General features: G+C 57.0%; 26 protein-coding genes and 1 riboswitch. Of the genes, 16 read left to right on the forward strand and 10 right to left on the reverse strand.

Annotation, left to right across the window (positions count from 1 at the left end; translation table 11 throughout):
• Nucleotide 1 precedes the first annotated feature (1 nt).
• The 3 genes from RA28_RS11025 to RA28_RS11035 are packed head-to-tail and all read left to right on the forward strand — an operon-like array spanning nucleotide 2 to nucleotide 1,428.
• Nucleotides 2-430, forward strand: coding sequence for a nitrate reductase cytochrome c-type subunit (locus RA28_RS11025; protein ID WP_039528327.1), 429 nt, complete (start codon nucleotides 2-4; stop codon nucleotides 428-430).
• A 30-nt stretch (nucleotides 431-460) separates the two neighbouring features.
• A complete protein-coding gene (locus RA28_RS11030) occupies nucleotides 461-1,159 on the forward strand; it encodes a NapC/NirT family cytochrome c (protein ID WP_039528329.1) in 699 nt (232 codons plus the stop codon).
• An 11-nt stretch (nucleotides 1,160-1,170) separates the two neighbouring features.
• On the forward strand, nucleotides 1,171-1,428 hold the full coding sequence (locus tag RA28_RS11035) for a hypothetical protein (protein WP_039528331.1): 258 nt from the start codon (nucleotides 1,171-1,173) through the stop codon (nucleotides 1,426-1,428).
• Between the two features lie 44 nt (nucleotides 1,429-1,472).
• Here the strand turns inward: RA28_RS11035 and RA28_RS11040 are convergent, their stop codons facing one another.
• On the reverse strand, nucleotides 1,473-1,880 hold the full coding sequence (locus RA28_RS11040; protein ID WP_052261440.1) for a RidA family protein: 408 nt from the start codon (nucleotides 1,878-1,880) through the stop codon (nucleotides 1,473-1,475).
• 310 nt (nucleotides 1,881-2,190) lie between these two features.
• Here RA28_RS11040 and RA28_RS11045 point away from each other — a divergent pair, with 310 nt between their 5' ends.
• The 13 genes from RA28_RS11045 (at nucleotide 2,191) to RA28_RS22820 (ending at nucleotide 15,567) form a co-directional block, all read left to right on the forward strand.
• Entirely contained in the window at nucleotides 2,191-2,544 is a 354-nt protein-coding gene (locus RA28_RS11045; RefSeq protein ID WP_241481116.1) for a hypothetical protein, read from the forward strand.
• Nucleotides 2,545-2,631: 87 nt separating this feature from the next.
• Nucleotides 2,632-5,028: a transketolase gene (locus RA28_RS11050; RefSeq protein ID WP_039528334.1), complete on the forward strand. Its 2,397-nt coding sequence runs from the start codon at nucleotides 2,632-2,634 to the stop codon at nucleotides 5,026-5,028.
• The gene (locus RA28_RS22685; RefSeq protein ID WP_152612078.1) at nucleotides 5,025-5,372 is read left to right on the forward strand and encodes a hypothetical protein; all 348 of its coding nucleotides are present in this window, start codon (nucleotides 5,025-5,027) and stop codon (nucleotides 5,370-5,372) included. Before RA28_RS11050 ends, RA28_RS22685 begins: the two co-directional genes overlap by 4 nt.
• Complete coding sequence (locus RA28_RS11055) at nucleotides 5,359-6,558, forward strand: trans-sulfuration enzyme family protein (RefSeq protein ID WP_039528337.1); 1,200 nt, start codon at nucleotides 5,359-5,361, stop codon at nucleotides 6,556-6,558. The genes RA28_RS22685 and RA28_RS11055 overlap by 14 nt, the downstream gene beginning before the upstream one ends.
• Nucleotides 6,559-6,572: 14 nt before the next feature.
• Nucleotides 6,573-7,862, forward strand: a complete 1,290-nt coding sequence (locus RA28_RS11060) for an NAD(P)/FAD-dependent oxidoreductase (protein ID WP_052261441.1) — start codon at nucleotides 6,573-6,575, stop codon at nucleotides 7,860-7,862.
• A gap of 280 nt (nucleotides 7,863-8,142) precedes the next feature.
• Nucleotides 8,143-8,661, forward strand: a complete 519-nt coding sequence (locus RA28_RS11065; RefSeq protein WP_152612079.1) for a hypothetical protein — start codon at nucleotides 8,143-8,145, stop codon at nucleotides 8,659-8,661.
• A complete protein-coding gene (locus tag RA28_RS11070) occupies nucleotides 8,658-9,326 on the forward strand; it encodes an ABC transporter ATP-binding protein (protein WP_039528341.1) in 669 nt (222 codons plus the stop codon). The genes RA28_RS11065 and RA28_RS11070 overlap by 4 nt, the downstream gene beginning before the upstream one ends.
• The gene (locus RA28_RS11075) at nucleotides 9,323-10,492 is read left to right on the forward strand and encodes an ABC transporter permease (RefSeq protein WP_052261442.1); all 1,170 of its coding nucleotides are present in this window, start codon (nucleotides 9,323-9,325) and stop codon (nucleotides 10,490-10,492) included. Before RA28_RS11070 ends, RA28_RS11075 begins: the two co-directional genes overlap by 4 nt.
• A gap of 14 nt (nucleotides 10,493-10,506) precedes the next feature.
• Nucleotides 10,507-11,277: a DUF4198 domain-containing protein gene (locus RA28_RS11080; protein WP_039528344.1), complete on the forward strand. Its 771-nt coding sequence runs from the start codon at nucleotides 10,507-10,509 to the stop codon at nucleotides 11,275-11,277.
• On the forward strand, nucleotides 11,262-11,609 hold the full coding sequence (locus RA28_RS11085) for a hypothetical protein (RefSeq protein ID WP_039528345.1): 348 nt from the start codon (nucleotides 11,262-11,264) through the stop codon (nucleotides 11,607-11,609). The genes RA28_RS11080 and RA28_RS11085 overlap by 16 nt, the downstream gene beginning before the upstream one ends.
• The gene (locus RA28_RS11090) at nucleotides 11,609-12,511 is read left to right on the forward strand and encodes a metal ABC transporter substrate-binding protein (RefSeq protein WP_193747399.1); all 903 of its coding nucleotides are present in this window, start codon (nucleotides 11,609-11,611) and stop codon (nucleotides 12,509-12,511) included. Before RA28_RS11085 ends, RA28_RS11090 begins: the two co-directional genes overlap by 1 nt.
• Nucleotides 12,512-12,645: 134 nt before the next feature.
• The gene (locus RA28_RS11095; RefSeq protein WP_039528348.1) at nucleotides 12,646-13,788 is read left to right on the forward strand and encodes an aminotransferase; all 1,143 of its coding nucleotides are present in this window, start codon (nucleotides 12,646-12,648) and stop codon (nucleotides 13,786-13,788) included.
• A 339-nt stretch (nucleotides 13,789-14,127) separates the two neighbouring features.
• Nucleotides 14,128-15,567: a CAP domain-containing protein gene (locus RA28_RS22820; protein WP_193747400.1), complete on the forward strand. Its 1,440-nt coding sequence runs from the start codon at nucleotides 14,128-14,130 to the stop codon at nucleotides 15,565-15,567.
• Nucleotides 15,568-15,593: 26 nt separating this feature from the next.
• Here RA28_RS22820 and RA28_RS11110 read toward each other — a convergent pair whose 3' ends face one another.
• From RA28_RS11110 to RA28_RS11150, 9 genes are all read right to left on the reverse strand, one after another.
• Nucleotides 15,594-16,598, reverse strand: coding sequence for a FecCD family ABC transporter permease (locus RA28_RS11110; protein ID WP_241481117.1), 1,005 nt, complete (start codon nucleotides 16,596-16,598; stop codon nucleotides 15,594-15,596).
• A gap of 10 nt (nucleotides 16,599-16,608) precedes the next feature.
• Complete coding sequence (locus RA28_RS11115; protein WP_039528355.1) at nucleotides 16,609-17,556, reverse strand: ABC transporter substrate-binding protein; 948 nt, start codon at nucleotides 17,554-17,556, stop codon at nucleotides 16,609-16,611.
• 18 nt (nucleotides 17,557-17,574) lie between these two features.
• Nucleotides 17,575-18,351 (reverse strand): ABC transporter ATP-binding protein, encoded by a 777-nt coding sequence (locus RA28_RS11120; RefSeq protein ID WP_039528358.1) that lies wholly within the window; start codon nucleotides 18,349-18,351, stop codon nucleotides 17,575-17,577.
• The gene (locus RA28_RS11125) at nucleotides 18,348-18,704 is read right to left on the reverse strand and encodes a DUF1636 family protein (RefSeq protein WP_039528361.1); all 357 of its coding nucleotides are present in this window, start codon (nucleotides 18,702-18,704) and stop codon (nucleotides 18,348-18,350) included. The genes RA28_RS11120 and RA28_RS11125 overlap by 4 nt, the downstream gene beginning before the upstream one ends.
• A 102-nt stretch (nucleotides 18,705-18,806) precedes the next feature.
• Nucleotides 18,807-19,009: riboswitch (cobalamin riboswitch) on the reverse strand.
• A 74-nt stretch (nucleotides 19,010-19,083) separates the two neighbouring features.
• Nucleotides 19,084-19,626, reverse strand: coding sequence for a DUF3833 domain-containing protein (locus RA28_RS11130; RefSeq protein ID WP_039528364.1), 543 nt, complete (start codon nucleotides 19,624-19,626; stop codon nucleotides 19,084-19,086).
• Complete coding sequence (locus RA28_RS11135) at nucleotides 19,623-20,240, reverse strand: DUF3833 domain-containing protein (protein ID WP_039528367.1); 618 nt, start codon at nucleotides 20,238-20,240, stop codon at nucleotides 19,623-19,625. Before RA28_RS11135 ends, RA28_RS11130 begins: the two co-directional genes overlap by 4 nt.
• Nucleotides 20,237-21,460 (reverse strand): MFS transporter, encoded by a 1,224-nt coding sequence (locus RA28_RS11140; protein ID WP_039528371.1) that lies wholly within the window; start codon nucleotides 21,458-21,460, stop codon nucleotides 20,237-20,239. The genes RA28_RS11135 and RA28_RS11140 overlap by 4 nt, the downstream gene beginning before the upstream one ends.
• A complete protein-coding gene (locus RA28_RS11145; protein WP_039528377.1) occupies nucleotides 21,460-22,005 on the reverse strand; it encodes a hypothetical protein in 546 nt (181 codons plus the stop codon). The genes RA28_RS11140 and RA28_RS11145 overlap by 1 nt, the downstream gene beginning before the upstream one ends.
• On the reverse strand, nucleotides 21,959-23,290 hold the full coding sequence (locus RA28_RS11150; protein ID WP_039528381.1) for an NAD(P)/FAD-dependent oxidoreductase: 1,332 nt from the start codon (nucleotides 23,288-23,290) through the stop codon (nucleotides 21,959-21,961). Before RA28_RS11150 ends, RA28_RS11145 begins: the two co-directional genes overlap by 47 nt.
• Between the last annotated feature and the right edge of the window lie 159 nt (nucleotides 23,291-23,449).

Consider the following 23,449-nt stretch of genomic DNA (forward strand, 5'->3'; position numbering starts at 1 on the left):
GATGAAAAAGACTATCGTTCTCGTCGCTGCCCTTCTGACCGCGCTTGGCAGCATTACCTTGGCGCAGGAACTTCGGGATCTTCGCGGTACGCCCCCCGATGCGCCCAGCGTCGTCAACATGAGCCTTCAGTGGGAAGGACGCGAAGGTCGCATGGTTCGGAATTACCGGCAGCAACCGCCGCTTATCCCGCATTCGATCACGCAGTATCAGATCGACCTCAGAACCAACCAGTGCCTGTCCTGTCACGACTGGACAAAAGCGGGGGAGCGCAACGCGCCCACGCTTTCGATGACTCACTACCTGGATCGCGAAGGTAACGAGTTGGATCACATCGCGGGGACGCGGTACTTCTGTAACCAGTGCCACGTGCCGCAGGCCGATACGCCACCGCTGGTCGAAAACGTCTTTGTGCCGTCCCACGGCAATTGATCGAAACGGATCGTAAAAGGAGCACGCAAAATGGCAGACTCCCAAGACAGCCGAGGTCGGATTCGACGCCTGTGGGATTGGTTCTGGAGCCCGATCCCCGTTCTAAGCGTCGGCTTTACCCTGATCGCAGGGTTTCTGGCGGGCATTCTTTTCTGGGGCGGGTTTCACTGGACGCTCGAACTGACAAATACCGAAGAGTTTTGCACCTCGTGCCACTCGATGGAAACCAACCTGGGCGAATACCGTGAAACCATCCACTACAACAACCACTCCGGGGTTCGGGCGATTTGTTCGGACTGCCACGTCCCGCACGAGTGGAACCACAAGATCAAGGCCAAGGTCATGGCCGTCAAAGACGTCTACCATGAACTTGTCGGCACCATTGGCACGGCTGAAAAATACGAAGCCCATCGCCTGAGCATGGCGGCAGCCGTTTGGAAAAAGATGAAGGCGTCAGACAGTCGCGAATGCCGGAACTGTCACAATTTCGATTACATGGACTTCACCATTCAAGAAGCCCGCGCTGCGTCCGAACACCAGCGCGCCATCGACAACAACATGACTTGCATTGATTGCCATCAGGGCATCGCCCACAACCTTCCACCCGGATATCTGGAAGAATACCAGAAGGTCACCGAAACGCTCAGTGCGCAAGCGGGCGACCTGCCCGAAAAACACGCGGCTGCAGGCGACGATATTCGCGTGTTCCTGAATGAAACGACGGATTGAGGCGGGACGATATGCTTGATATTCTTGGAACAATCGGCGGCAACGTCCTGAGCCTTCCCGGTATTCTCGGGCTGGCGCTGGGCATGATGACACGCAAACTGTGGCTGGGTGCGCTGATGGGGGGCGTGATCGGCGTATTGGAAACGCTCATCTTTGCCCATTGGCAATTTGGCAATATCGAAACTCTGGAACTGATGATCGCCATAATTGTCGGCATCTGCGCAGGAAGCGTCGGCACGGCCATTCGGCTGAAGGGGGCAACGGTCTGATTACCACTTCTTTTGCAGAGCGGGTTCCGGGACCTGCTTTTTACTCAGCCCTCAGATCGGCCCTGATCGTCAGACTGATAAAAGGCCTGTGCCTCTACCTCGACAAGTAAGTCCGGAAGTGCGAGTGCAGCGCCCACCGTCGTGTTGACCGGCAATCGATCTGGGAACGCAGCGCCGCGTACGTCTGCAAAGGCCCGGAATTGGCTCAGGTCGCTCAGGTAACAATTGATCTTCAAGACCTGCTCAAACGTGATGCCGGCATGCGTCAGAACCTGCCGCAGGTTCCCGAAAACCTGCTTGGATTGGGCCGCCATGTCTGCGCCGACGATTTTCCCGTCCGCGTCAAAGGCCACCAATCCTGAAACATACAGTATTCCAGAATGCGCCTGCGCAATAGTGGAATTGGATTTCGCTGCCCAAGTCCAACCCAGGTCTTCGCCACGAATTAACATGACCCCTCCAGCATTTTGTCACTGGATGTGTCAGCGTTGCAGAGAATTCCTATCTCTTTTGACTTTTTCCTTCGGAACCCGGCGAAAAATATCGCAACCACGCACAAGACAGAAGAAAAACTGTTCGCGCAACCTTTGATCGCCCTTATCCGGTGCCCGGCTCGGAGATTAAATTCACTTGGAGAATTGTTGTTTCCCAGATTGATTGAGAGAGAAAATTTCTCTCAGCAGTAGAAAAACGGCTGGCAGAGCGACGGGTTCGCGCGCTTGAACCTTTGAAATTCGATAACTTCCCAATCTCAACGCGGCTATGGTGCTGACAAACAAGTTCGAGGTTCGAAACATGATCAAACGTATCTGGCACGGCTATACCACCTTGGAAAACGCCGACACCTATCAAAACCTTCTGAATGACGAAGTCTTTCCGGGCATCGAAGCCAAGAAAATCCCCGGATATCGCAGTATCGAGTTGCTTCGGTGCGATAAGGAAGACGAGGTCGAGTTCATTACCATCATGACGTTTGACTCGCTTCAGAACGTTATTGATTTTCAAGGCGAAGACTACGAGGCGTGCTACGTGCCCGACGCCGCTCAACGCGTTCTCAGCAGATGGGACCAGCGAAGCCGTCACTACACCGAAATCCAGCGCCGCGACTACGAATAAGGCATAAAGGCAGCCGGGCCTGGCTGCCTTTCGTCCTGCCATCCGACTTCGGGCGCTCTCAGCGTCCCTTTCACTTGGAGAATACCAATGCGCGATGAAGTGAGCCTACTCTCGCAAATCGAGGCGCGGGTAAGGTGGCTGGCGGCCTGGACGATCCATTCGGCAAATCACAATCGACCCGCCGCAGACGGCGAAGTGAAAGTCGGCGGGCACCAAGCGTCCTCAGCCTCTTTGACGACATTGATGACCGCGCTGTACTTCAAGATCCTGAACCCAGAGGATCGCGTGGCGATAAAACCGCATGCGTCCCCGGTTTTTCACGCCATCCAGTATCTCGCTGGGCGGCAAAGCCTCGAAAAACTGCAAAATTTCCGCGGTTTTGGCGGGGCTCAAAGCTATCCGTCCCGGACGAAAGATACCGACGATGTCGACTTTTCGACCGGCTCGGTGGGGCTGGGTGTGGCACAGACCATTTTTTCGTCATTGGTTCAGGACTACATCCTCGAAAAAAACTGGTCCCCCGTCGCAAAGCCCGGACGCATGGTGGCCCTGCTTGGCGACGCCGAAATGGACGAGGGGAACGTTTATGAGGCGCTTCTGGAGGGTTGGAAACACGGCTTGAGAAACTGTTGGTGGGTTGTGGATTACAACCGGCAGTCTTTGGATGGTGTCGTGCAGGAAGGACTTTGGGAAAGGCTGCTCAATATTTTCGAAAGTTTTGGCTGGGACGTTGTCGTGCTCAAGCATGGAACGAAGCAGGTTGAATCCTTCGCTCAGCCGGGGGGTGAGGCGCTGCGAGACTGGATTGATCAGTGCCCGAACCAGATCTATGCCGCGCTGACCTTTCAGGGCGGGGCGGCCTGGAGAAAGGCGCTGCTGGAAGATCTTGGTCGCCAGAAAGACGTCGTCAAGCTGTTGGAGTCGTACGATGATGAGCAGCTCTCGGAACTTATGTGCAACCTCGGGGGGCACGATTTCGAAAGTATCCTCGGCGCTTTTGAGGATGCCCGGCAACATGAACGGCCAACGGTCTTTATTTGCTATACGATCAAGGGCTACGGCCTGCCGTTGGCTGGTCACAAAGATAACCACGCCGGTTTGATGACCGGCGGCCAGATCGAAACGCTGCGATCCAAATCTGGCGTCAAACCCCAAGACGAATGGGCAAAGCTTGACGGGCTGCCCGGGGTTGAGACGATCAGGGACTTGATCAAAACCGCGCCATTCTTCTCGACGAAGAACCGTCGGCTCTGTGCGCCGAAGATAAAGTTGGACGCCGAATTTCCAGCACCGGATACCAAACAAAAGCCGATGTCGACGCAAGCAGGTTTCGGTCAAATCCTGCATGAAATCGCAAAGTCCGACAGCGAGCTTTCGAGACGAATTGTGACAACGGCACCAGATGTCGCGGTATCGACAAACCTTGGACCTTGGATCAATCGGAACGGACTGTTTTCCAAACACCCAAAGACGGACGCGTTCAAAGACGCCCGCATTCCGTCTGCCTATAAATGGGAAGCGTCCCCGGACGGTCAACATTTTGAGCTGGGCATTGCCGAGTCCAATCTGTTTCTGATGCTTTCGGCACTCGGTCTGTCGCATCATTTGAATGGTCAGCGTCTGTTGCCTGTTGGGACTGTCTACGATCCCTTCATTTTGCGAGCGGCGGACCAATTGAACTACGCGTGCTATCAAGACGCCAGATTCCTGCTGGCCGGGACACCCTCTGGCGTGACACTGGCGCCCGAGGGGGGTGCTCATCAGTCCATATCGACGCCCATGCTCGGTATCGCACAGGATGGGCTGGCCTATTTCGAGCCGTCATATTTGGATGAATTGGCTGTCATAATCCGCTTTGCTTTTGATTACATGCAACGTGACGGAGACAAGAAACCGGAGCCGGGTACATGGCTCCGGGATCAGACAGGAGGGTCCGTGTATCTCCGGCTGTCCACAAGACCGCTGGAACAGATCACCTTGCCCATGACACCGACGCGAGAGGCTGACATTATCAGGGGCGCCTATTGGGTGCGTGAACCCGGCCCGAACACAGAGTTGGTTATTGCCTATACCGGGGCCGTTGCCCCCGAGGCACTGCGGGCCGTATCCCTCGCGCAGGAAGACAGGCGCAACGTTGGATTGCTTGCGGTCACGTCACCTGACAGGCTTCATGCCGGATGGTCCGCCGCCCAAGCCGCCAGAGGACAAGGAAAGCGAGATGCCGAAGCCCATATCGAGCGCCTCTTGAAGCCATTGTCCAGAAACTGTTCCATGGTCACAGTGATTGACGGGCATCCTGCGACTCTTGCGTGGATCGGCGGCGTTTGCGGGCACCCCACCCGCGCACTTGGTGTCGAACAATTTGGCCAATCCGGCCGTGTCGCTGACTTGTACCGGCACTTCGGAATCGACACGAGAGGCATACTGGACGCAGTTTCACAAATCTCGCCGGGCCGCCCTTTGAGACATCTCGAGGCAACATGACCTTTAGCGAAACTTTCCGTATTAAGGGCCAGTGGATCGGGTCTGGCCCGTCCCAAATCATGGGTTTGATAGGTCCGGCGCGTGAAACACCTTGTGTACGGATCACGCTGGGATCGGCGCGCGATGTGGATACGATGATCACAAACGCAAGCTGTGTGTTTCCCGTCAGGTCCGGCTCAAGCCTGACGATAGGTCAATCTGCGGGCACGCGGCCTATGGGGCGTACCCCCACGGACCGAAAAGGCGGCTTGCGGAATACCCGGAACCTTACGCTGCCGCATGGATTGGCACTGAACGAAACGACCCATCAGAATATGCAGGAGAAAGAAAATGTTAAAAAATAGTCCCAAAGAACTTGGCCCTGCAACGCGCGCAATTCATGAAGGGTACTCGCCATCTGATCACATGGGCGCGCTGACGCCGCCGATCTTCATGACATCCACCTACGCCTTTGAAACCGCCGAAGAAGGCTCGGAGATATTTGCAGGCGAAAGACCGGGGCTTGTATACGGGCGGACGAAAAACCCGACCCAGGCGATTCTCGAGACACGAATAGCCAGCCTTGAAAACGCGGACGCAGCCGTTGCAACGGCGTCGGGGATCGCAGCCATCACAGCAACCATGTGGACGCTATTGAAGGCAGGCGACACGATCATCGTGGATCAGGTGATCTACGGGTGTTCCTTTGCTTTCTTTTCCAAAGGGATAGCGAAGTTCGGGGTGAATGTGAAATTCATCGACATGACCGATCTTGATCAGGTGCGCGATTGCATGGCGCTGAAGCCCAAAGCGGTTTTCTTTGAAACCCCGTCCAATCCCAATGTGCGGATAATAGATATTGCTGCCGTCACCGAAATGGCACATGAGGTTGAGGCATTCGTGATCGTGGACAACACGTTTGCCACCCCGGTCATTCAGCGACCCTTGGAACATGGCGCTGATCTGGTTGTTCATTCCGCGACGAAGTTCCTCGGCGGGCACGGAGACCTACTTGCGGGGCTCGTTGCGGGCGACCAAGGTCTTGTCGATCGCGTGCGCGGCGAGGGTTTGCGCGTTCTTTCCGGGGCAACGCTGTCGCCGCATTCCGCCTTTTTGATTATGCGCGGTTTGAAAACCCTTAGTCTTCGGGTCGAACGCCATTCGAGTTCCGCGTCGTCGATTGCAAAGTTTCTGTCCGGCAACGAGAAGGTCAAATCCGTTATCTACCCAACTTTGCCGGATTATGCGTCGCGCGATCTGGCGGCAAGGCAGATGGGCGACCTTGGCGGCGCGATCATTGCCCTTCGTTTCGATGGCGGGCTGGAAGCGGGGCGGCGCTTTATCAACAATTTGGGGCTGATAAAATGCGCGGTTTCCCTGGGAGATGCGGAGACGCTGGTGCAACATCCCGCTAGCATGACGCACGGTATTTATGGACCCGAGGAACGCGCGAAGTTCGGCATCGACGACGAATTGATCAGACTGGCCGTCGGGCTTGAAGATGTTGAAGATTTGATTGCAGACATCGATCAGGCAATAGGCAGACTTTAGCTCCGGACCCGCCCGTGTTTCGACCCAATGACCAAGACCCGGTTTGGAGCCTGAGTTCCGACGCCCAAAAGAGCTATCCAAGCCTTTGGGATGATCTGCGATGCGACGTTGCAATCATCGGTGCCGGCTACACCGGGTTGTCAGCAGCTCTCAGGCTGGCAGAAGCCGGCAAGAGCGTTGTCGTGCTTGAAGCGGATCATGTTGGTCGGGGCGGTTCAGGCCGAAACGCCGGCATGGTCAATTCCGGCCTTTGGCTGGACCCGGATGATGTCGCGGCGACGGTGGGACCAAAGGTCGGAAAGCGGCTGAACTCCGCGCTGGCCGGTGGCCCGGATCGCGTCTTCGATCTGATCGCCAAGCATCAAATTCAATGTGCTGCGCAACGCGCAGGGTCCATTCAGTTGGCCTATTCAGAAACAGATGTCGAAAAACTGCAGCGACGCTATGGTCAGATGTCAAACCTTGGCTGTGATGTGCACATGGTTCACGGTGACGCATGTTCAGACGTCGCCGGAACGCACCGCTACCAAACAGGATTGATCGACAAAAGAGCGGGCAGTATCAACCCGCTGGCATATTGTCGTGGGCTTGCGCAGGCCGCCGAACAGGTCGGCGCCTTGGTTTTTGAGGGTACGCGCGTCACGGGCTTGCAACGCGCGTCGGATGTGTGGTGTTGCGAGACGGCAAGAGGCAAAGTCACTGCAGATACTGTGGTGATCGCGACAAACGCACTGACGGCGAAACGTGATTTTCCACGAATCCCGGCACCCATTATACCAGTTCCATTTTTCCAGTTTGCTACCGATCCGCTGGACGCGGATGGCGAAGCGGTATTGCCACAAGGCCACTGCGCTTGGGACACACGAGACGTCGCGTTCTGCTTTCGAAAAGACAGCGAAAACAGGCTGGTCATGGGAAGCGTGGGATCTTTGAATGGCATTAGGATGGCGTTGGCCCGAAGATGGCTAAGTGCCGAGATACGATGGCTTTTCCCAAAGCTGGGCCAAGTCGGCTGGCAGCTAAGCTGGACCGGGACAATTGGATTCACGGCCAACCATGTTCCGTCATACTTTCAGCCCGCGCCCAACCTGATCGCACCATCGGGCTATAACGGACGAGGAATCGCGCCCGGAACAGTCTTTGGAACAAACATCGCTGATTACCTGATCTCGGGGTCTGAAGACGCGCTTTTGTTACCGCTCAAGGCCCCTGTTGGGCATGTCCTGCCGCGGCAGAAAGCGCAGATGATGGATTGGGGTGCAGCGGCCAAACGTGTGTTCAGAACCTGGAAACTGGCCACCTGATTGGTCGCTGTCATGTTGTCCGTTGGATCAGAAGCCGATGCAGGCCGCTTGCGTTCTAAGGCGGAAAACCAAAGCGCCATGGACCTTGGGCTGCAATGACCGCTGTTTTTGCCGAAATCGGTCGTGAACCCGTCACCATGCGAAAAACCCGAACAAAACCGATCCAAGTCATCGGTTGCCACGTATCAAAAACAGTTTGGGAACTGAACGTGTGCGCCAAGGGCTTTTGTTAACTGCAGTCTTTTCGGTAGGCGTCGGCATTATTGCCGGTGTGATTTTCATGTCTTCCGGAGGCGCATCACGCGCGCCGGAGCAACAGGCCTATTCAGTTCCGGGCATGCCGGGAATGACTGTTCCCATCGCGCATGAACTTGCTGATGAGCTGACACCTGCACTGCTGTTGGTCGTGTACGACGCATTCGGTCAGACGCAGGAAGACGCGATCTACGACACCCTGGCCGAGGTGACCCATGGCGACGCGTTGGAATATCTTTACCTCGAGCGTGTCGGAGCCATGGCGGGCGGTGGCCTCGACGAAGCGGACCAGACGATCCACGAGATCAACCTTTTGGACAGTCAGGTCGCGCGTGACGAGGCAACACTGACCATTGATGCAACGTGGCAGGTCATTGGTACGGTCGGCCATGCCGAGCACCTGCATGTGCGGGGAAACACCTACAAAGCGAATTTGTCCATTTCCCCGGTTGAAGGCGCGTGGCGGATCACTGAATTCGATCTGCGCGACGTGAACAGGGATGCCGCGGGTGAGACGTATTTGGCACCTGAAGGTGACCAATGATCAGTGTCGAAAATGTCTCTTTCGCCTATGGCACGGGTGATTTTCGACTGAATGTTCCGCGCTTGTCGATGCAGTCGGGCGAACGCCTTGCGATTGTGGGGCCCAGCGGCAGTGGGAAGACGACCCTTCTGAATTTGGTCGCGGGTATCTTGTCGCCGGATTCAGGGCGCATTGTCGTCGCCGGTAAGGATGTCACGGCTTTGACCGATACCGAACGCCGCCAGTTCCGTGCCAGCCATATCGGGTTTGTGTTTCAGGATTTTGCGCTGCTCGATTACCTGCCCGCACTACAGAATATCCTGTATCCCTATCGCGTCACGCCCGCGCTGAAACTGGATCAGGCCGTTCGGGAACGTGTCGAGGTTCTGGCGGAGGCCTGCGGTATTCGCGACAAGCTGGACAGGCACCCCAATGAGCTCAGCCAGGGGGAACAACAGCGCGTTGCGATTTGCCGCGCACTTGTCACGCAACCCAAACTCATCCTGTCGGATGAAGCGACGGGCAATCTGGACCCTGAAAGCAAGGGCCGCATTCTGGATTTGCTGTTCGAACAGGCCAGCGAGGCGGGTGCGACCCTGCTGGCCGTCACGCATGACCATGAGCTTTTGCCGCGTTTCGAGCGTGTGATTGATTTTGCAGACTATCGCGAGGTGGCAGACGCATGAACACGCTGTACCTTGCGTTTGCTTACCTGCGTTACCATTGGGCGCGCAGCCTTGTGCTGGTGATCGCCGCTGCGCTGATCTTGTTTGTGCCTGTTGCGACGCAGATATTGCTTTCGACCAGCCAGACGGCTTTGATCGCGCGGGGGGAGGCAACGCCGCTCTTGCTCGGCAGTCGTGGGTCTCAGCTGGACCTAACGATGGCGGCCCTCTACTTCTCCAATGAGCGACCAGACCCCATTGCGATGCGCGAAGTGGATACGATCTGGGACAGCAACCTGGCGGTGCCGATACCGCTGCATACCGCATTTTCATCCGGCGGGTTCAGGATCGTCGGCACCTCGCTGGACTACTTCGACTTTCGCGATCTGACCTTTTCAGACGGGCGTGGCCTGTCATTGCTGGGGGACGCCGTGATCGGTGCTGCGGTGGCGGATGCGCTGGGCAAAGGCGTTGGTGACACTCTGGTCTCTTCGCCAGAGAACCTGTTTGATCTGGATGGCGTTTATCCCTTGGAGATGCCAATCGTGGGCGTTCTGGAGGCTACAAATACGCCTGACGATCAGGCGATTTTCGTTGATATCAAAACGGCTTGGGTGATCCAGGGGATCGGGCACGGGCATGAGGATGTCGTCACCGCAGCAGATATCGCCGCTGGAAGTGAAGCGCTGGCCAATGCCTCCGTCGTGCAGTTTCAGCGCATCACGCCTGAGAATATCGAAAGCTTTCATTTCCACGGATCGCAAGGCGATTTTCCGGCCACGGCTGTGATCGTCGTCCCTGCCGACACGCGATCCGCGACAATCCTCAAAGGTCGGTATCTGGACAGCGAAAACCCGAGCCAGTTGATCGAACCCGCCAGTGTAATTCAAGGACTGGTGGATCGTATCTTTCGCATCAAATCCCTATTGGACGTGGTGACAGCAATCGTTGCTGTGGCCGCGCTTGCGGCTGTCGGGCTTGCGGTTTTCCTAAGCTACCGGCTACGCGCAAAAGAAATCGCGACGGCGGTAAAGCTGGGTGCCAGACGGGGCATGGTGTTGCGCCTGCTGGCGGCAGAGACAGTGACCCTGCTGTTCATCTCGGGGTGCATCGCGGCGATCGGGGCCGCATTGGTTGCACGAAATGCCGACACGTGGGTGGGCTGGCTGCTTTCGCTCGGTGCATGAGAAAGGGAGACTACATGAAAAAGCACGTATTATTTGCACTTTTGGCGAGCAGTGTCGCGGTCACGCCGGCGCTGGCGCATTACGGTATGATTATCCCGAATGATCCGATGATCAGTCAGGAAGACGGGCGCAGCTTGTCCCTGACCATGTCTTTCTCACATCCCTTCGAATTGGACGGGATGATGTTGGAAAAGCCTGTGGCGTTCACTGTCACGCATGAGGGCACCACAACCGAACTGCTCGGCAGCCTTCAAGATGCCACTGTGATGGAAGATCAGGGCTTCACGCTCGATTACCCGCTGGAACGGCCCGGCACCTACATCTTCGCGATGGAGCCGACGCCCTATTGGGAACCTGCCGAGGATGCGTTCATCGTCCACTACACCAAAACCTATGTGACCGCTTACGGCGATGATGAGGGGTGGGATACGGAACTTGGCCTGAAGACCGAGATCGTGCCCCTGTCCAAGCCCTTTGGGCTGTGGGAGCACAATGTGTTTCAGGGCATCGTCAAGATGGACGGGGAGCCGGTTCCCTATGCCGAGGTTGAGGTTGAGTTCTTCAATGATGGCGCCGGTGCGACTGTGCCGGATGAACTAATGATCACACAAACCGTCAAGGCCGACGCCGATGGCGTGTTTACTTATGCCGCCCCATCGGATGGCTGGTGGGGCTTTGCTGCGCTGAACACTGCCGACTATACCTTACCGCAGGATGGTGAGGATAAGGCTGTTGAGTTGGGGGCCGTGATCTGGGTGCACTTCGAAGAATGGACAGGCCAGTGATACGCGCGATGGGCCTAGCCTCGCTGTTTGCCGCTGCGCCTTTGGCGGCAGCCGCGCATCAGCTTGTGGTCTTCGCCTCGGTAGATTGCGAGGTTGTCACCGTCGAAGCCAAGTTTTCGAACGGCAGGGTCGCCCAAACGGGTGAGGTTCGGGTTTTGGACGGTGAAAACGCGCTGATGACAACATTGCCGCTCGGCAGCGATGGCATGGCGCGTGTTCCGTTGACCAGTGTTGACCATTCTTCGGGCTTGGTGATCGAAGTGGATACCGGCGGGCATGACAACTATTGGATTGTGACCCCGGAAGACATTGCGCGGAAATGCGGGAGTTGATGGTGCATCGATATATCGAACGTGTTGTCCTTGCGGTCTTTGGCCTGCTGATGGCGACGGTTGTCGTGGCGCAGGACCGGCCCAAGGTCGTCGCGGTCAATTATCCCCTCCAGTATTTCGCCGAACGCCTTTTGGGCGGTTCTGCCGAGGTTGTGTTCCCGGTGCCGGATGGAGTTGATCCGTCATTCTGGCGGCCGTCCATCAGCGATATCAGCATGATCCAGTCGGCGGATCTGATCCTGTTGAACGGTGCGGGTTTTGCGACCTGGGTGGACCGCGTAACGCTGCCGCGATCGCGCTTGGTGAACACCACTGCCGCGATCAAGGATCAGTTCATCGTGACCGAGTCCATCACCCACAGCCACGGCGACGGGGGTGAACATTCGCATGAAGGGCTGGCATCATATGTTTGGCTCGATCCGACGCTTGCAATGGCGCAGGCCGAGGCGATTGCCGAGGCGATTAAGGCCCGCAACCTTGCGCCGCCCGATGAGGTAGAGGACCGGCTACAGCAACTCCGCAAAGAACTTGAAGCGCTCGACCAACAGGCGAAATCGGCTTTTTCAGACGTCCAGAACGCTGCGCTAATCGCAACCCATCCGAGGTACCAATACTTCGGTCGCCGCTATGGCCTGGAAATCTCCTCCCTTGAATGGGAGGCCGGGGCCACCCCAAACGACGCGCAAATTGCAGAGCTTCAAATGCTGGCGCAGGAAACCGCCGCACAGGTGTTGATCTGGGAAGCTGAACCACCGGTTGAAGCGATTGAGGCCGTCGAATCCCTGGGTTTGCAAAGTGTGATCTTTCCGACGCTCGTCCGGGAACCCGCAGATGCGACGTACCTCAGCTCTTTTGAGCAGTCGGTTGGAACACTTTCTGAAGCGATCCAAATGCGTCAGTAGAGGGGTCCGTAATTCCCGACCCGACAATAAATCGGTTGTCTTCCGTTCTATCAATCGTTTGATTGGCGATATCTGTGCGTCGTGCGCCGTCCGAAGCGCACGTGCGGCCTGATCCGCGAGTTTAGGAGAGACCCATGGAAATCAGACCCTTCGGCGTCGAGATGTGGATGAACGAGTTCGAGACGAAATGCGAACTCAACCTTGCGGAAACCTGCGTCGAATCCATAACGCTGGGTGAACTGTTCGAAATGGCCGGGCAGCATAACAGCATTCTTGGCGACCTGTCGGCATTGAAGATGACCTATGGTGCCATTGAAGGTTCGGAACGGCTGCGACATGCGATCTGCGGATTATACGAGCACCAGACACGCGACAATATCCTGACTACGCACGGCACCATCGGGGCCAATTCTCTGGTGCATCAGACGCTTGTGTCACGTGGCGACCACGTGATTTCGGTCATCCCGACCTATCAGCAGCACTACTCGATTCCCGAGAGCATTGGGGCCGACATTGAGTTGTTGCATCTTTTGCCCCAAAACGGGTTTCTGCCCGATCTGAACGTGCTGCGCGACATGGTCCGACCGGGCACGCGGCTTATCGCAATCAACAATCCCAACAACCCGACCGGCGCTTTGATGGATCGCGCGATGCTGGAACAGATCGTTGAGGTCGCACGCAGCGTTGACGCCTGGATTTTATGCGACGAGGTCTACCGCGGTACGGATCAAACCGGGGATGGGTTCACGGCGGCTGTCGCGGACCTTTATGAAAAAGGGATCAGCACGGCGGGCATGTCCAAAGCCTATTCGCTGGCCGGGTTGAGGGTGGGCTGGATCGCAGGTTCCAAAGATCTGTTGCACGATGTGATGTTCCACCGCGACTACAATACGATCTCGGTCGGACAGGTGGACGAGCTTCTTGCCGCGATGGCGCTGGAAAACCGTGACCAGATCCTTGAACGTGCGCGGCGGATTACGCGCGAAAACCTGCGGATCGTCGAAGACTGGATTTCAGATGAACCCCTATTGAGTTGGGTGCCGCCAAAGTCGGGCACGACGGCATTGTTGAAGTACGATCTACCGATGTCGTCACGCGATCTGTGCGTCGCGCTGCTGAAGGAAGAAGGCGTTATGCTGACCCCGGGCAGCGCAATGGATATGGAGGGGTGGTTGCGTCTTGGCTACACCAACCCGACGGCGGATCTGAAGGCGGGGCTAAAGAGGCTCTCGGGCTTTTTGGCACGCCATAACGCAAACCTTGAAGTCAGCCGATGAGCGTTTGCGATTAGAGCGCGAAGTCCAGCGGTATCGATTCTTATGCGCAGACTAAAGAATCGGTTTCTGCAATTTCCACGCGGCACAGACCCTGCGGGACATGAATTCGCCATAATCCCGCGCAGCGTCAAAAAGGCTGTGCAGAGTCTCACCACTGTTTTCGTCGGCTATGTCGTCATTGGGCCTTTTCTCGACCCCCAATGTTGATTTTTGCCGGTCCCTGCGCGCCAACAAGCGGGAACTCGCCGCTTGCGGCGCGTCAGGAAATTGTGATGAGGCTTCGTCAAATTCTAGACAATATTGCCTCCAATCATACTAAAAAGTACTGGAGGACAGTGGATGTCACGGGCAAGTTCCCTTGAGCTCGAGATGCTCAACCTGATCAATGCCGAGCGTACGTCACGCGGGCTTGATCCGGTTCAACTGGAATTGCGGCTGAACGCAGCAGCCGAGGATCACAGCGAATGGATGCTGGATACAGACATCTTTTCGCACACCGGCGTCGGTAACAGCTCGGCGACAGATCGCATTCGGGATTCCGGTTTTGTGCTGTCCGGGTCTTGGCGCACTGCAGAAAACATTGCCTGGCAAAGCCAGCGCGGCGTTCCGGGGTTCAGCGACGATGTCGTCGACTTGCACAACGCGCTGATGAACAGTTCGGGCCACCGCGCAAACATATTGCACCGGGATCTGGACTATATAGGGATCGGTATCGAGATCGGAACCTTTGACGGCTATCCCGCTGTGATGGTGACCCAGAACTTTGCCCGCACATCGGCGGGTGTTCAGCTGGATACAGGTGCACCGAATCCGACACCATCTGATCCGCCGCCCGATACTGTGATCGTCAACGACACCCCCGGTCAGAACAACAACCCCGAGCCCACATCCTCTCGCGAGCATTTTGCATTCGACGGTCAGAACAGTGTTCTGCAGGGGTCGCCTTCGGAATTGAACAGGGACACGATCAGCAACTTCGATGAGGGCAAAAAGCTGATCCTTGAAGGCGTCGAAACGGGTCGTTCGAACATCCGCTTCAACAGCAATTCCGAAATCGCGATCGACACTGATGGCGATGGCGATATGGATGTGACGATCTCACTGTCCGAGGGGCGCTCGGGCGGTGACATTTTTGCCATCACCATTGATGGAAACACCATTATCAGCTACGCCAAGTATCTTCCCAACCTGTCAGACGGAGAACGCGTCAGCCGCAGCGACGTCAACGGCATCGTGAACAAGGAATTCCTTGCTGGCGATGGCGAGACTGATTTTCGCATCGAACTGAATGACATCGGGCATGCAGGTTATAACAACGTTCTGGGCGTCTACGATATTCTCGACAATGGCGAGATCACCAATGTTCGCCTGATCTACAACAACACGAACCGCGATTCCGGGTCTGTCACGATCAACGATGTTGCCGATGGCGCGCGCCTTGGGTTTTTCGTTGTCCAGAATGCCGCTGATTGGGCGCGTTCGATTTCCGGTAGCGATGTGCTGGAGTTCCGTTCGAGCAACGGAGATGTTGCGGACGTAGATGATGACTTCGATCTGATCCTCATGGTGAACGGACGGGCCGCAAACGAAACGACGTTCCATGCGGAAAAGGCGTCATTGAATGTCGATAATGCACAGCACGCTCTGTCGGGCATCGTCGAAGGCGGAGAGTCGATGATAATCGGGTTCGAAGACCTGACCGGTGGTGGCGATCAGGACTATGAGGACGTGGTCTTTACCGTGACACGTATCGAGGATGATGCGCTGGGCATTGTCTGATTTTTTGGAACGTTGTCAGAAAGCAGCTAGCGCTGCTTTCTGGCCGTTCTGAACAGCAACAGAAACACGAAGACCGACCCGATTGATGTGGTCACGATGCCAACCGGCAACTCTTGTGGCGCGAGCAAAAGGCGGCTCAGGATGTCCGAACCGGTCAGCAGGGCAGCGCCAACTATGGCGGCTGTGGGCACAAGGTGGTTGTGCAGAGGTCCCGTTATGCCGCGTGCGATATGCGGCACCATAAGACCCACAAAGCCGATCACGCCAGCAACCGACACAAAAACAGCGGTGGCGAGCGCGGCGACAAAGAACATGCGAAATCGCAGGCCCTGAACCGGAACGCCCAACGTTGCGGCGGTCAGATCGCCGGTCAGCAAAGCATCCAGCCAGCGCGCGCGGTACAAGGAATAGGCCAGAATCAAGGCCAGACCAGCGCAGACAAGCGGAAAAGTCTCCCACCGCGCAAGGCCCAGCCCGCCCAGCATCCAGAAGATCACCGAATGCGCGGCCCGGCTGTCGCCGGCAAAGATCAGGTAATTGGTAATCGCCGAAAACAGAAAGGATACGGCCAGCCCGGCCAGGATCAGCTTTTCGGGCGCACTTGTCCGAAGCCCGTGGACCAGCGCCAGAACAATGCCCGAAGCAACCAGGCCGCCGCAAAACGCCGCCAATGGCAAGGTCCAAAGACCCAAAACGTCACCAGTGACGGTGATAACGAACACGGCCCCTGCCGCGGCCCCTGAAGACAGGCCAAAGAGAAACGGATCAGCCAGATCGTTGCGCGTCGTTGTCTGCAAAACAACGCCGACAATGCCCAGCCCGGCACCGATCACGGCGGCAAACAGGGCGCGAGGCAGGCGCAGGTCAAACACGATCCGGTGCATCGGCGACATGTCACCTTCGGTCAGTCCGGTGCCCAACAGGATCGCGTTGAACGTATCGGAAACAGGGATCGACGTGGTGCCGTAGACTGTCGATATCAGCAAAAGGGCGGTCAGAACGACCGCCCCCAGCAAAAGCGTCAGAGCCATTCGGCCCATATCAGTTCAGACCCGGATGCATGGCCTTCGCCATTTTCGAGATCGCCTCAATATTTGCCGGTCCGGGTGTCAGTTCCTCATAGCGCAGACCGATCCAGCGTTCGTTTTTGACCGCATCAGTCTGCGACATCACCGGATGCTCCTGCAGGAACTTAAAGGTGTCTTCGGCTCCGTTGCCGGTCTGATAGTCCAGCAGAACAAGGAATTCGGGATTGGATGCGGCGACAGCCTCCCACGAGGAGCGACCCCAGCTGGTGTCCATGTCGTGGGTGACATTCTCTCCGCCCGCAGCGGCAATCATTGCGTCCGGAATGGCGAACTTTCCGGCAGTGAACGGAGCGTCCGCAGGGCCATCCAGCAGGAAAACACGGGGCTTGGACAGATCGGCAGTCTGCGCTTCGATCGCCGACAGTTCATCCTTCCAGCCCGAAACAAGGGTTTCAGCCTTGTCTTCGACATGCATGACTTTGCCCAGTCTCAGGACGTCGTCGAACAGCAGATCCATGCTGGCCTCGGGGCGATCTTTGTCCAGATGCACGCAGCTTTCGGTCAGGATCATGGTCTTGATGCCGAAGGGTTCCAGCGTGTCGGGCGTCACGTCGCCACCCGGCTTCATGCCGTAGTACCAACCGGCAAAGAACAGGTCCGGCTCGACCGCCACCAGGTTTTCGACGGTCGGGTATTTCGGTGCCAGTTCCGGTATATCACCGCGCAAATTGTCGAATTCCGGGCTGGTCTTGTACCATCCGGTGATACCTGTCAGGCCGACAATCTTGTCCTGCAAGCCAAGGGCAAAGGCCATATCGGACATGTTCATATCATGTACGACCAAGCGTTCGGGCTGGGTTTCGAACACCAGCGGTTCGCCGCAATTGTCGACCGAGACCTCGTGGGCAGAGGCGCCGCCTGCGATGGCTGTGGCCAACGCCACGGACCAGATGTGTTTCATTGGGGAATGCTCCTTGATTTAGGGTGAGACTTTGGTTTTTCGGATGTCCAACGCCGGGATCACGCGGCCTTCGTGATGGAAGCACAGGTAATCAACGCCAAAGGTTTCGCGCACCCGGTCCGAGGTCAGCACCGCATCAACCGGTCCGAACCCAGTCAGCCGAGTGGATTTCATCAGTGCAACATGGGTGGCGAATTCCGGGATCATGACCAGATCGTGGACAATCATCACGACGGTGATGCCAAGGTCCGCAACCAGCGACAGCATTCGCCCTTTGGCATCCGGATCCAGATGGTTTGTCGGCTCGTCCAGAAACAGCAACGAAGGGTTTTGCGCCAGCGCCCGCGCGATATGCGCACGTTGGCGTTCACCACCGGACAGAACAGCCATGCGCTTGTCCGCGAGTTTGGTCAGATCGGTCAGTTCCAAAATCCGGTCCAGTTCCGCTGCATGTCCTTCGGCGGACCGGTCTGCGCGGATGGGTATCTGCCCCAAGGCAACATAGTCGCGCAGGAAAAGCCGTCCGTCCGGTAACTCTTGCTGACTGACCACAGCAATCATGCGCGCGCGGTCCTGCGCCGACAGCTGCTTCAGGGACTGACCCTTGATTTGAACGTCTCCCAAGGCCAGAGGTTCAGCCCCGCAGAGCAGGTTCAAGAGCGTCGTCTTTCCAGCGCCGTTCGGACCGGCAATGGCAAGAATCGATCCTTCCTCAAGATCGAACGAAATACCGCTCAGTAGGACATCGCCGTTCAGCGCGTAGTATTCCAGATCTCTGGCGGCAAGAAAGGTCACTGCGCCACCTCGGGTCTGATCCCGGGCATGCGCGACAGCGTTTTGGTATACAAAGCGCGTGGTCGGTCCGTCGCGCTGGTCCAGCCGTCCTCGCTTCTGCGGTACTGACGGGCAAACTCTGTCAACGCCATGACGTCTTCGTCTGTGGTGATGTTGCCGAAAAGGTATTGCGCCTTGCCATCGGCCTGAAATCCAACGGTTGTTGGATGGGCGCACCCCGCCATGCAGTCGACCGACCGTATCGCAAATCCGGGTGGCGCGTTCTTTCCCAGTTTCTCTCTCAGCGATTCAAACGATTGAGAGCCGTTGCACGTCGCACAAACGAGGATGAAGTGATCAGCTGTGTCCGGCATCGTCCGCTCCGCTTTTGGCGAAGCGCGGACAGAAGGTGCCGTATGTGTGAACACGTGCTGAACGTGCCATCTAAGCCTCCTTCCAGGACGCCCCGCCCCGGGTTGGTTGAACATCAGATGGCAGGTCTCCTGACTTGCGGGTCGTGGCTTGGCCAACCTTCCCGGCCCGTCGGACCAGTGGATTCTCGGCGTCGCTCACCGCTTACAGTTGCGGGGGCAGTTACGGACTTGGCCTTGGCGGCCGCACCGTATTCCCTTTTCATCCCTTGGGCGAGCCCGCGGGAACCATCGACAAAGTGAGTGCCTGAGAATCTTGGATGCGTCAATACGCAATCAAAACATGACGACCGGCCGGGCCAACGACGCGCTCCGGCGGGGTTCAGAGCTTCTCAAAATACAAAATGACCTCGCCCAGCCGAATTCCATAGCGCGAGACATAGGCCCTGTTCAGCAACCGATCATCGGACAGCAACCACATCCAGTCATCAAAATTGACACGCATCGTACCGTCTTTGACAGGCAGGTCGATCTTGTATTTCCAATTGAAAGTGTCGCCGCGTTCGATGCCGGATGCTGTACCAAGCACACCCGGCGCGGTCCCGGTCCAGGTGTCCTCTCCGGTCTTTGTCAGCGACCAGATACGTTGCTCGGTCGCGCCGTCGTCATAAACGAAATCTTCAACCAGCGTCAGCGTTTCCCCGTCCCAAGTGCCGTCGATATCGACCTTGAATCGGCGGGGCACATTGCCCAACACGTCCTGAAACTGACCATAGGCCACGGTCTTGCCTTCAAAGAACTCTTCCAGGTTCAACTGGCGATCCGACAAAAAGGTTTTGGGGACCCTCGGCTTTGCCGAACATGCGGCCAGTACAGCAAGTCCGGTGATGGCCACAACACCGATCAGGATGCGACGGAGTGTCATTGCAGTGGCCTTTGCTCTGCATCCGCGTCATAGCCATTGGCACCGTTGAGGTGCACCGGCTTGACCTCGGGCGCCGGTCGCATGGTGGCAACCAGTTCAGCAACTTTGATGCCGAACTTGCGCATTTCAGATCGGTTCATGATCGCACCGTTTTCAGTCAGGTACATCCAGTCCGTGACGTCCAGCGTGTGGCCGCCGGCATCTTGCGGCAGGATGATCCGGTAGTTCAGTTTTACGGTTGAACCGGACATCACGCCTTGGCCCTCTCCGACGATGTCGTCGGCCGTTGCGATAAAGGTGTTGCCGGTTCCCAAGGTCAGATACCATTTGCGCGTCATCTGCTTGCCGTTCGAATAGGTGAAATACTCGGCCAGCGTGCCCGAGTTGCCATCCCATTCACCAACCATGCGGGCGACGAAACTGTTCGAAACCTTCCCGTTCGGGCCGTAAATCAGGCCTTCGGACAGGATTTCCCCGTTCAGGTGTTTTTTCAGGGAAAACGCGGGGCCTGTGGCGGAATAGTCCGTAGGCGATTGCGCGCGAAAGCTCAGGAACCGTCCCCTGACGATGACAAGAAGCAGAATGGCAATCAGGACGACAACAAGAAAGTTCATTTCGCGGTTACCTCTGTCGGTAGGGTCAGAACCATCCCGAACGCACCCAGTTTGAGGATGCAGGGCAGCACCGCATAGGCGAGGTTGAGAGTTTCCAGCGCCTGTGCGGAATTTGACTGACCGGGTGTGAAGCCGCTGCGTTCGAGCAGTGGCAATGTGAAAAAGGCCGCCAGGGCAAGGCCCAGCTTGCCGGCAAACGACCAGATCCCGAACGCGGCCGAAGCATTCAGACCGGCGCGTGTCAGGACCACCGAAAACATGGCGGGCAGAACCACCATATCCGCCCCCAATGCCGCACCTGAGGCGAGACAGATCAGGGCGAAGCCGACCAGTTCCCCAGCGGGCAGCATTGCCGCACCGATGAAACCGGCGATGGATAGCGGCATCGCAATAATCAGAGTCTGTTTCGAGCCAATTCGATTGCTGAGACGGGCCCAGAGCGGCACGCTTGCACCTGCGCTCAGAAAGAACAGGATCAAAAGCGGGCCGGCCTTACCGGGCAATTGCAACCGATCTTCGACAAAAAACAAAAACAAGGTCGAGGTGATGGCAACCGGCAGGCTGTTGACCAAGGCCAGCGCGAGCAATCGCAGCGCCCCGGCTTGGCCCAATCCGGCAAAAGACAAGCCGTCGCCGGTGATGGGCGTGCGTCGCCACATCGGAAATGTCAGTGCGATGGTCAGAATCGCCAGAAGGCCCAGAAACATCCCGAATGCCGGATAACCCTGCGCGCCGGCCCCCAACGCGACGAACAGCGCCGGGGCGCTGGCTGCAATGACGACGCCGGTCAATTGACCGCCTTCGCGGAACGCGGCCAGCGTCATCAGTTCCTTCGCGTCGGGGCTTTTGGCCAGCGTCGCGCTGCGCCCATACAGCAGTATGGTGCCAAGGCTATAGGCAGAAAACAGCAGGATCAGAATGGCGATCAGCGTGCCGACACTTGCACCTTCGGGCAACGAAAACAGCAGAGGAAACCCAACCGCCAATCCAAAGGACGCCATAGCGGCAAACAAAAGTTGCCCGCCCGGCCAGCGGTCAATCGCCCACCCGATCAGCGGGTCCTGCACCAGGTCAACCAACCGGATGACCAACAAGACTGTGCCGATCACGCCGAGGCTGATACCCAGATTGACGGCAGCAAACCGGGGCAGGTGTATGTAGAGCGGAATGCCCGCCGCGGCGAGCATCAGCGCATAGAGGCTGACCCGGGGATACAGCATCACTGCCCCTTCAACTGCCGTGTGAACGAGGCGGATCTGGTGTTGTTGCCGAGGAAAATCGACATGAAGGCCTGCTTGATTCCCGGATTGGACAGCGTGCAGGTATTGACCCCGTTGCGCCAGAAACCGACCTTGTTGGGCCCTTCCGAAATCGCCAGATAGCTGTCGCCCTTGCTGACCGCCTTGAAACACTGTTCCAACTGCGCCTGTGTCGGAGCCTGATTGCCCTGCCGCTTGATTTCATCCAGCGTCGATTCAACCAAGGCTTTTTGCTTTAGATTCTTGCGATACGTCAACTGAAGCCCGAAATCCTCGCTCCAGCTGAATTGCGTCCCACCGGGCGTATACAGCTTTGCGTCGTATATCGGCAGACCCAAGTAGCGGAATGTCGCGCTTCCGAGCAACTGAGGATCTTTCAATTCGTCTGACAGCGGCGAGGCTGCCAGCCCGCTTGGGACCAGCAGGGTCAAGGAAAAAAGCGCGGCGCGCCATGTTCGTCTATTCGGCCGGGACAGCGATGGCCGGGTCTTTTTCAAGAGTGCCATTGTGAACTCCGAGGTCTTGCGGGCTGCCGTTGATGCGATCGACAACATGCATCGCACTGGCAATTCCGTCTTCGTGAAAGCCGTGCCTGTTATAGGCACCGGCAAACCAGGTTCGGTTCTGTCCCTGCATCGCGCGGATTTGCCCTTGTGCTTTCAGGGCGGCTTTGTCGAATACGGGATGGGCAAATTCGACCTGATCATAGATTTTTTCCGCGGGAATTTCTGATGACGCGTTCAGGCTGACAAACAGCGGGTCACTGTCCGGAATGTTCTGAAGGCGGTTCATCCAGTATGTGACCCCAACATTGCCCTTTTGCGACCTATAGGTCCAACTGGACCAGCAGGCGCGGCGGCGCGGCATTTGTGCAGGATCACAGTGCAACACGGCCGTGTTGGGTTGGTATCTGATTGCAGCCAGTGCGTCTTTTTCGTCTTTGGTGGCGTTTTCGCCCAGGATCGACAGCGTCTGATCGGAATGCGTGGCCAAAATGATTTCGTCAAACAGATCGGCGCGCCCTGCGCTTGTGACGGTCACGCCCAGATCATGCCGTTCGACGGCATCGACGGGCGCAGCCACCCGGATATCGCATCCACGATTGCTCAATGCGGCCTCGATCCGGCGCACATATTCGATGCTGCCACCTTTGACCGTATACCACTGGTGTTGATTGGCGCGCCCGCTGGCCAGCAATGCGTGGTTGCGGAAGAACTGCACAAGCGACCGGGCCGGGAACTGATCCACGAATTCAATCGGAGTTGACCAGATCGCGCCGCACATCGGCATCAGGTAATTATGGCGGAACCAATAGCCCAGACGGAGCTGATCGACCAGTTCGCCGATGGTTGTGTCATCGTCTTGGGCGGCTTCCGGGGCTTCTTTGCCAAACCGAACAATATCGGCGATCATCTTGTAATAGGCGGGGCGGGCGAGGTTGCGTTTTTGCGCGGTGAGCGTGCGCAGATTGTTCAAGCCGTATTCGATCCGCCCATTATCGATTGTCGCACCAAAGCTCATCTCGCTTTTTGTGACCGGAACATTCAGTTCATCGAACAACCGCGTGAGGTACGGGTATGTCGCGTAATTGAAAACGATAAATCCGGTGTCGACCGGCTGATCACCGTTGCGCCCGGCCATCACTGTGCGCGCGTGGCCGCCAAGGCGCGGCTCCGCCTCGTATACTGTAACGTCGTGTTTTTCGGAAAGATAATACGCTGCCGACAGACCAGAGATACCTGCACCAACTACTGCGATTTTCTTACGTACGCCCCGGGTTTCGTCGAACATTCAAGCCTCGATATGTGACATTTTACAATAGGATACGCAGGGTAGGCTGAGATGGATCAATCGCGTTAGAACTTTTTTGACAATGTACTATACTGTGACTTCTGGGTCCGAGACTGGGCCAAGTGCCCGAGGTTTGATCCAGTGCGGGTTTGGAGCCGT

It is taken from the genome of Ruegeria sp. ANG-S4 (assembly GCF_000814005.1).
In the GTDB taxonomy this organism is placed as follows: domain Bacteria; phylum Pseudomonadota; class Alphaproteobacteria; order Rhodobacterales; family Rhodobacteraceae; genus Ruegeria.

Bases quoted from the DNA above. Each gene is read 5' to 3' on its own strand.
- RA28_RS11025 (WP_039528327.1), top strand. From the start codon at position 2: ATGAAAAAGACTATCGTTCTCGTCGCTGCCCTTCTGACCGCGCTTGGC.
- RA28_RS11030 (WP_039528329.1), top strand. From the start codon at position 461: ATGGCAGACTCCCAAGACAGCCGAGGTCGGATTCGACGCCTGTGGGAT.
- RA28_RS11035 (WP_039528331.1), top strand. From the start codon at position 1,171: ATGCTTGATATTCTTGGAACAATCGGCGGCAACGTCCTGAGCCTTCCC.
- RA28_RS11040 (WP_052261440.1), bottom strand. From the start codon at position 1,880: ATGTTAATTCGTGGCGAAGACCTGGGTTGGACTTGGGCAGCGAAATCC.
- RA28_RS11045 (WP_241481116.1), top strand. From the start codon at position 2,191: ATGGTGCTGACAAACAAGTTCGAGGTTCGAAACATGATCAAACGTATC.
- RA28_RS11050 (WP_039528334.1), top strand. From the start codon at position 2,632: ATGCGCGATGAAGTGAGCCTACTCTCGCAAATCGAGGCGCGGGTAAGG.
- RA28_RS22685 (WP_152612078.1), top strand. From the start codon at position 5,025: ATGACCTTTAGCGAAACTTTCCGTATTAAGGGCCAGTGGATCGGGTCT.
- RA28_RS11055 (WP_039528337.1), top strand. From the start codon at position 5,359: ATGTTAAAAAATAGTCCCAAAGAACTTGGCCCTGCAACGCGCGCAATT.
- RA28_RS11065 (WP_152612079.1), top strand. From the start codon at position 8,143: ATGTCTTCCGGAGGCGCATCACGCGCGCCGGAGCAACAGGCCTATTCA.
- RA28_RS11070 (WP_039528341.1), top strand. From the start codon at position 8,658: ATGATCAGTGTCGAAAATGTCTCTTTCGCCTATGGCACGGGTGATTTT.
- RA28_RS11075 (WP_052261442.1), top strand. From the start codon at position 9,323: ATGAACACGCTGTACCTTGCGTTTGCTTACCTGCGTTACCATTGGGCG.
- RA28_RS11080 (WP_039528344.1), top strand. From the start codon at position 10,507: ATGAAAAAGCACGTATTATTTGCACTTTTGGCGAGCAGTGTCGCGGTC.
- RA28_RS11085 (WP_039528345.1), top strand. From the start codon at position 11,262: ATGGACAGGCCAGTGATACGCGCGATGGGCCTAGCCTCGCTGTTTGCC.
- RA28_RS11090 (WP_193747399.1), top strand. From the start codon at position 11,609: ATGGTGCATCGATATATCGAACGTGTTGTCCTTGCGGTCTTTGGCCTG.
- RA28_RS11095 (WP_039528348.1), top strand. From the start codon at position 12,646: ATGGAAATCAGACCCTTCGGCGTCGAGATGTGGATGAACGAGTTCGAG.
- RA28_RS22820 (WP_193747400.1), top strand. From the start codon at position 14,128: ATGTCACGGGCAAGTTCCCTTGAGCTCGAGATGCTCAACCTGATCAAT.
- RA28_RS11110 (WP_241481117.1), bottom strand. From the start codon at position 16,598: ATGGCTCTGACGCTTTTGCTGGGGGCGGTCGTTCTGACCGCCCTTTTG.
- RA28_RS11115 (WP_039528355.1), bottom strand. From the start codon at position 17,556: ATGAAACACATCTGGTCCGTGGCGTTGGCCACAGCCATCGCAGGCGGC.
- RA28_RS11125 (WP_039528361.1), bottom strand. From the start codon at position 18,704: ATGCCGGACACAGCTGATCACTTCATCCTCGTTTGTGCGACGTGCAAC.
- RA28_RS11130 (WP_039528364.1), bottom strand. From the start codon at position 19,626: ATGACACTCCGTCGCATCCTGATCGGTGTTGTGGCCATCACCGGACTT.
- RA28_RS11135 (WP_039528367.1), bottom strand. From the start codon at position 20,240: ATGAACTTTCTTGTTGTCGTCCTGATTGCCATTCTGCTTCTTGTCATC.
- RA28_RS11140 (WP_039528371.1), bottom strand. From the start codon at position 21,460: ATGCTGTATCCCCGGGTCAGCCTCTATGCGCTGATGCTCGCCGCGGCG.
- RA28_RS11145 (WP_039528377.1), bottom strand. From the start codon at position 22,005: ATGGCACTCTTGAAAAAGACCCGGCCATCGCTGTCCCGGCCGAATAGA.
- RA28_RS11150 (WP_039528381.1), bottom strand. From the start codon at position 23,290: ATGTTCGACGAAACCCGGGGCGTACGTAAGAAAATCGCAGTAGTTGGT.